At 70.4% G+C, this 7,277-nt stretch carries 4 protein-coding genes and 2 pseudogenes; 2 read left to right on the top strand and 4 right to left on the bottom strand.

What is annotated here, in order from left to right; translation table 11 throughout:
• Positions 1–556 precede the first annotated feature (556 nt).
• A complete protein-coding gene (locus ONA70_RS33310; protein WP_265010453.1) occupies positions 557–1,852 on the top strand; it encodes a cation:proton antiporter in 1,296 nt (431 codons plus the stop codon).
• Here ONA70_RS33310 and ONA70_RS33305 read toward each other — a convergent pair.
• From ONA70_RS33305 to ONA70_RS33295, 3 genes and pseudogenes are all read right to left on the bottom strand, one after another.
• Positions 1,834–3,132, bottom strand: a complete 1,299-nt coding sequence (locus ONA70_RS33305) for an ArsB/NhaD family transporter (RefSeq protein ID WP_265010452.1) — start codon at positions 3,130–3,132, stop codon at positions 1,834–1,836. The genes ONA70_RS33310 and ONA70_RS33305 overlap by 19 nt on opposite strands.
• Positions 3,129–3,575, bottom strand: a complete 447-nt coding sequence (locus ONA70_RS33300) for a CBS domain-containing protein (protein WP_265010451.1) — start codon at positions 3,573–3,575, stop codon at positions 3,129–3,131. Before ONA70_RS33300 ends, ONA70_RS33305 begins: the two co-directional genes overlap by 4 nt.
• A 120-nt stretch (positions 3,576–3,695) precedes the next feature.
• Positions 3,696–3,920, bottom strand: a pseudogene (locus ONA70_RS33295) (MerR family transcriptional regulator); the annotation flags it as partial.
• 76 nt (positions 3,921–3,996) lie between these two features.
• On the opposite strand from ONA70_RS33295, the gene ONA70_RS33290 reads away from it, so the two are divergent.
• Positions 3,997–4,599 carry an FAD-dependent oxidoreductase gene (locus ONA70_RS33290; RefSeq protein ID WP_319959506.1) on the top strand — a complete coding sequence of 201 codons (603 nt, stop codon included), beginning with the start codon at positions 3,997–3,999 and terminating at the stop codon, positions 4,597–4,599.
• 85 nt (positions 4,600–4,684) lie between these two features.
• On the opposite strand, the pseudogene ONA70_RS33285 reads toward ONA70_RS33290, so the two are convergent.
• Positions 4,685–7,277 (bottom strand): annotated as a pseudogene (locus ONA70_RS33285) (hypothetical protein); the annotation flags it as partial.

The following is a 7,277-nucleotide window of genomic DNA, read 5'->3' as shown; positions in this document are numbered from 1 at the left end:
ACCAGGCGCACCACGTGGAAGGGGTCCATCACCGCTACCGCGGCGGGGATCTCCTCAGCGGCGGCGGACCGACGCGCCAGCCACCATCCAACCAGCGACTACACCCTCAACTGTGCAGAGCCCCATCTGGGGCTCCCTCTCCCGAGAGCCGCCTCGCGAACCAGCGCCCGACGACCGTATCGTACGGTTCTGGTGGCAACCTGGTGGCCGTTCGGATGTGTGTGGGCAATTTGTTCATCTGCTCGCATTTCCTCCTTACCATCGATCTGAGCTTCGACATCGAGCCGGCGGGCCGGCGATATCCTCGTCCATTTCAGCCGTGGCCCGCCGTGACTGTCCGGCGGTTACCCGGGGCCCCCGCCTCGACGCGTGCGAGATCCATCGGAGTAGCGGTCTTCACACCGCTGTCAGAGCGACGGGCGCCGGTCACCAGCAATGGCCCCTCACGACGCCGGGAGCGGCCCGAGCGAGGGGCCGATATGATCGGCGGGCTCCATGGCGCGCCGGGAAGTCTGGTCGGCACCGTAACCCGTCGTGCTCCCTGGAGGGTCTCCCCGTGCTGCTGCTGTGCTTCGCCGTCGTTCTGCTTGCCGCCGTGCTGCTGTCGGCGCTCGCGCACCGCACGATCCTGTCCACCGCGGCGTTGTTCCTGGTGGCCGGGTTCGTCCTGGGCGAGGGCACGGCCGGGGTACTACATCTGCACGCGGATTCGCCGATCGTGGCGCGGTTGGCGGAGCTGGCGCTGTTCGCGGTGCTGTTTACCGACGGGATGCGGGTTGGTTGGTCGGATCTTCGGTCGGCGTGGCGGCTGCCGGGCCGGGCGCTGGGATGGGGTCTGCCGCTGACCCTGCTGGTCACCGCCGCGCTGGCGCGCTACGTGGCCGGGCTCGGCTGGGCGGAGGCGCTGCTGATCGGCGCGATCCTGGCCCCGACCGACCCGGTGTTCGCGGCCGCGCTGGTCGGCAACGACAAGGTACCGGCACGGCTTCGGCACCTGCTGAACGTCGAGTCCGGGGTCAACGACGGGCTGGCGCTGCCGTTCGTGGTGGTGCTCCTCGCCGTCGCCGCCGGCTCGAACGACCTGCACCTGGGGGAGTTGGCCACCGAGTTGTCCGTCGGGCTGGCGATCGGCGTCCTCGTGCCGCTGGCCGCGATCGCGCTGGAACGGACCCGGTTCTTCGCCGCCTCGGCCGCGTACGCGCCGCTCAACGGGGTGGCCATCGGCCTGCTGGTGCTGGGGTTGGGCAAAGCCACCCACGGCAACCTGTTCCTGGCCGCGTTCGCCGCCGGCATCACCGTGGCCACCTTCGGGCCACGGGAGCGTGCCGCGTTCGAGCACTTTGGGGAGAACGTCGCCGAGCTGCTGAAGCTCGCCGCGCTGCTGGTGTTCGGCGCGCTGATCTCGATCGAGTTCCTCAGCGACATCTCCTGGGCCGGTTGGGTCTTCGCAGTCCTGGCCATCGTGGTCGCCCGGCCGATCGCGCTGTGGATCTCGTTCCTGCGCTCCGGGCTGAGCCTGCGAGAGCAGGCCGCGGCCATGTGGTTCGGGCCGAAGGGCTTCGCCTCGGTCGTCTACGGGCTGCTGGTGCTCGAGTCCGGCATCGCCGCCGCCGACGAGGTCTTCCACCTGGTCGCGTTGACCATCGTCATCTCGATCCTGGCGCACTCCTCGACCGACGTCGTGGTCGCGCAGGCGTTCGACGACACCCGGGACATCCCGAACTGGCACGGCCTGCTGCGCCGGGTGCGCCGCCGGGCAGCGCTGCCACGACCCCGCGCCAGCCGCCGCGCCGCAGCGGCTGGATCCGGGGCCGACGACGGCGCGGGGCAGCGTCAGGCGAACACGAAGTAGCGCAGCCACAGGTAGGGCACAGCCAGCCCGACGGTGACCAGGGTGACCAGAATCCCGTACCGGGTGAACTGCCAGAAGGTGATCCGCTGCCCGGCGCGTTCGGCCAGGCCGAGCACGACGACGTTGGCGGAGGCGCCGACGGCGGTGGCGTTGCCGCCCAGGTCCGCGCCGAGCGCGAGGGCCCACCACAGCACGCGGGACTGCTCGGCGCCGCCCTGGGCGTGGACCAGGTCGGCGACGACCGGGCTCATGGTCGCCACGTACGGGATGTTGTCGACCACCGCGGACAGCGCCGCGGATCCCCAGAGCAGCACCATCGACGCGGGTAGCAGCCGGCCGTCGGTGGCATCGATCGCGGCCTGCGAGATCTGCTCGACGACACCGGTGTTGACGAGGGCGCCGACCATGATGAACAGCCCGGCGAAGAAGACCAGGGTCGGCCACTCGACATCGCGGCTGATCTCCGCGGCGTCCAGTCGGGACAGCGCCAGCAGCAGCAGGCCGCCGAGCAGGGCGACCACCGCGGGTTCCAGATGCAGCGTGGTGTGGAGAACGAACGCGGCGGTCACCGCGCCGAGGACGGCCAGCCCGAGCACCAGCAGTCGCCGGTCGCGGATGACGTCGCCCTCGTGCAGCGCGGCGATCTGCGCGGCTCGCTGCGGGTCGTAGCGGAACGCCGAGCGGAACAGCACCCGGCACAGCAGCAGGAAGACCACCAGCAGCAGCACGACGAACGGGGCGAGGTGGACCAGGAAGTCGTTGTAGGTCAGGCCGCTGCGGCTGCCGATGATGATGTTAGGTGGGTCGCCGACCAGCGTCGAGGTGCCGCCGATGTTGGAGGCCATCGCCTCGGCGATGAGGAACGGCGCCACCGGCACGTCGAGACGCTCGCACACCAGGAAGGTCACCGGGGCGATCAGCAGGACGGTGGTGACGTTGTCCAGCGCCGCCGAGGCGACCGCGGTGATCACCACGAGGATCACCATTACCCGGTACGGTCGGCCCCGGGCGCGCTTGGACGCCCAGACGGCCACGTACTCGAAGCCACCGGTGCGTTTGAGTACGGCGACGATGAGCATCATGCCGACCAGCAGGAAGATCACGTTCCAGTCGATGCCGGCCTGCTCGGAGAAGAACGCGTGGGCGGTGTCGGTGGCGCCGATCAGGAACATCACCGCCGCCCCGCCGAGGGCCGCGGCGATCCGGTGGATCTTCTCGGTGGCGATCAGCACGTACGCGACGGTGAAGACGGCCACCGCCGCCCAGGCCACCCCGGTCACGCGGTGAGCATCCGGTCGAGCAGCGCGTCGAGGGTGATGCCGCCGACCATCGGCCTGCCGCGCTCCGCCACCGCGACCAGTGGGCTGCGCTTCTGCGCCATCACCGCGGCCACCTCCAGGGCGGTCGCCTGCGGCTCGACCACGGGCGGTTCCGGATGTTCCTTCGGCAGCAGGTCGGCGACCGTACGCCCCTCCGTGCCGCGCAGGAACACGTCGGCGGACGGCTCGTCGATCATCCGGGCCAGTGTCGGGTCCTCCCGGCAGTACGCGGGGATCACCAGGCGCAGCACCTGGGTGCCGGGTAGCACGGTGACCGGGCAGCCGTGTTCGTCGACCACGATCAGACCGGGCAGGTTGTGGCCGGCGAGCAGGCGGGCCGCCTCCAGTACCGAGGTGGCTACGGTGATGGTCGGGACGGGCACGGCCAGGTCTCGGGCTCGCACGGTGAACTCCAAAGGCTGCGGGACGCGACGGATGACACGCCGACCAGGCTTCCCGGCACACCGACGATCACCCTAGCCGCCGGAGGCCCCGAACTCACCGGTACATGCCCGACTGTTTGGTCACTGGGTGCGGGTGTGCTGGTCGAGTTGGTGCCGCAGGGTGCTGGCGAAGTCCTCGGCGGTGGCCAGCTGCTCGCGGAGCGCGTCCACCCGGGTGGTCGCGGCGGTGTGGAACATGTCGAGCCGGTCGAGCAGGGCGGGCCGTTCGCCGTTGCCGGCGGTGGGTAGGGCGCCGAGGACGGTGAGCAGGTCCCGCATCTCGTCGAGGGTGAAGCCGAGCTCCCGCCGCATCCAGGCCGAGTTCACCGTCCTCGAGTAGCACGTCGGCGTCGGTGCCCGCCCACCCGGAGCCGGCAGTCAGATCTTCTCCGACAGCGTCGGCATCGGCCACTACCGCATCGACCTGCACCCCAGCACCGCCGGGCGCACCTACGTCGACATCGAGTCGTGCCCGTTCCAGATCCCGCTCGGCGCCCTCATCCCGATCCGGGTCGACAATCTGCTCGCCGCCGGCAAGAACCTCGGCACCACCCACGTCACCAACGGCTGCCACCGGAATCGTGCCGGGTGTGTTCATGCTGATCGGGGCCGTGATCGTGCTCGAGTCCGGGGTTCTCGCCCGGCTGATCTAACACCCCTCCTGCTGGCTGCCATCCAGCCCTCCGCCGGCCCTTACGTCGGTGGAGCGGTTCGGCGGCTGCGGCGCGGTGGTGGTCGACGACGACCCGGCTGGCCGATATCGGCGGCGACCGAGTCTTCACCGCCACCGCCCACATCGCCGACCTGCTCTGGCTGCCCGTGGCCGGCGCCACCGTGCTCACCGACTGGGGACACAAGTTCGGCGGTTGTCCGGTGCTACCCGCCGACGAGGCAGCGTCGAGAACGCGATCCACTGAGTGTCGGGCCGCGAACGCTCCGGAACCTTGTTCAGCGTCCCACCGTCGGGACTGCCAACGCCGCGTGACCGATGCAGCCAGCAGCACCATCTGCAAGCTCGGCCCCTTCAGGGCCGAGAAGCTGACCTGCGGCGCGGGCACCCCCGTAAGCGCTCAGCGGGCGGGTGAGATCGTCTTCACCTGGAACTCCCCGGTTGGCCCTACCTCGATGACGGGAAGCCGACGTCCGACGGCGTTGCCGGTCGTGGCGTTGAGCGTGAAGGCACCGCCGGCGCCGTGCACCTGGTTGCGCTCGCGGTCGGACCGCCCCAACTCGGAGCGCACGGTTTGCCGGGTGGGTAACTCCCCGGGCTTCAACCCGTTGGCGGTACGGCTGACCGTCTCCGTCAGCGCCAGCATCGCGTCGTGCATCATGACCCCCCAGCCGTCGGCCAGGTCGGTCGTATCGAATCCGAGGCGTCCGAACTCGGCGGTGATCTGATCAAATTCGGTAATCCCCATTGCCCGGGCGGCGTCCGGGTCGACGTGCGGGGTGTAGACGATGGACAGGCTCGGCTCGCTGCTCCGGGGAAGCAAGTCCGGCCTGGTGCGCAGCATCGATGCATCTGAACCGGTGACGAGGGTGATCCGCCGGTCCCGTGCGCAGCCGCGCTGGCGTAGGTTGTTGATCAGGTCGTCCAGCAGCACCGCGCGGCCCGCATAGAGCACCGTGTCAGGGGTGCCGTCACCGCAGAGGTCCTTTGTGATCTCGCGGAACTGGGTGTCCAGCGACGCCTCGATGTCAAAGCGGCTCTCCACGCTGATCGACAGCCGGCGGGCCGCCGCGGCAGCCTTGAACTCCTTGTAGAGCGTAGAGGTGTAGAGGTCGTTGTCGTCGCTGTCGTAGACGAGCATGGCCTTGCTGATACGCCGTTGGGCCAGGTAGTCCGACAACACAGCGATCTGGTCGCCGGTGGTGGAGTTGACCCGGGCGAATCCCCTGATGTAGCGGGTGGGGGTGCCTGACTCGGCGGGCGGCTCGACGTTGAAGTCGGTGGCGGTCAGCACCGAGGCCACCATCGGGATGCCGGCCGCTGACAGCGCCCGTGCCGTCTCCCGGGCGTTGGTGGTGCTCTGGCCGACTCCGATCACACCGACCAGCCGTTCCTCGTCGGCCACCTCGGCGAGCTGGTCAACCACCCGTCGCCACTGTTGCTGTCGGCTGCCGGGATTGGCCAGCAGCAGTCGGACCTTCGGCTCGCGCTTGTCCTCGTTCGCCGCCAGCTGGGCGACGTGGGCCCCCTCGAGCTGGGCGCGGATTCGTGGCCAGGTCACACTGCCCACGGCGGTGGGCAGCAGCGGCGTGAGGAGCGCGACGGTGACATGCGGCCGATCCTGCACGCGCTTGTTCTCCGCCAGAATCCGCCGCTGCACCGCGGCGAGCTCGCCGCCGAACACATAGGAGCCGTCGGTGACCCCGACACACTCGCCGTCCCGCTTCTCGACGCCGTCGGCACAGCTGGTGAACCTGGCCACTCCGAAGGCGACGGCAGAGCCCAGCAGCAGCGCCACCACCGAGATGACCGCCGCCAGCCTGACCCGCGCCCTGTTCCGGATGACCTTCGTGATCGGCGGTGTGAAGTCGGCCCGCTCCCGCTGCGCCGACGCCTGCCGCCGGGCGGAAGGGCTTGGCACTGGGATGTCGCCCGCCTCGGCCCTGGCCTCGAATCGCGCCGCGGCCTTGAGGAAGTCGTTGCGCGGCACGCCCGGCCGCTGTGCCAGCGTCTTCAGGTCCCACGCCGCGCTGCCGTGGAGATCCGCCCGGTCTGCCGTGGAGAAGGGGTCACTGGCGGCCCACAGTGCCGCGACCACGCGGGCGATCGTCCGACTGGGCTCAACAGCCGGTCCGGTGCGGCCAGCCACGGCGAGCACCTGGGTAGGGTCGGCCTCGTCGGTGTCGAGGTCGTTGGGCGCGGCGGTAACCGTGTCCAGCTCGGCAAACCACGACCGCGCGTCCGGCAGCAACTCCTCCAGGCGCTGTGCCACCGCATCGACGTCCCGCAGCGCCAGTGCGTGATAGAAGCGGTCGGCTTCCCGGCCGTTGTCCCGCAACCAGGTGTGCACCGCCGTCCACCGCTCGGGCGTGGCAGCTAGGCGGCGCAGCAACAGGTGGCGCAGGGCGGGCAACATGACCTCGCGCCCCGTACCGGTGTCGTGCACCCGCAGTTCGGCGGACACCAGCCCGGCGCCGTCACGCGGCGGAGGCACCAGGGCGCTGCGCGCCAGTTCGTCGGCCTGCTCGATGTCCCTGGCGGCGGAGCAGGCTTCCAGGGTGGCCAGCACCGCGTCCGATGGCGAGCCGAGCAGCTCGCGCAGTAGCCGCTCCTCGACGGTGACCGGGTCCTTGTCGACCGGGCCTCGCCACCGGGAGCCCAGCAGCCGCTTCACCGACGTCGCCCCGCCGGTGTGGTCGTCGAGGGCCTTGACGATCACGGCAGTGGCGGCGGGATGACCCCGGGTGAAGCGGTACACCTCGGCCGCGGCTGCGCGGCGCGAGCCGAGCCGGGGGCCCGCGACGTCGGACACCATGTCCTTGACCTCGTCCAAGGTCAGGTCGCGCAGCGCCACCGGGTAGGAGTCGCTGGCGAACGGGCCCTGCCGGCGTTCGAGGTAGTCGTCGTAGCTCGCCTGCTCGGCGAAGGGGATCTCCTCGTCTGCGGCCACGTGCCGCACCACGCCGCCGGCGCTGGTGGCGACCACGGTCAGC

The organism is Micromonospora yasonensis (assembly GCF_026013475.1).
Classification (GTDB): domain Bacteria; phylum Actinomycetota; class Actinomycetes; order Mycobacteriales; family Micromonosporaceae; genus Micromonospora; species Micromonospora yasonensis.
This window is presented reverse-complemented; position numbering and strand designations above follow the sequence as displayed.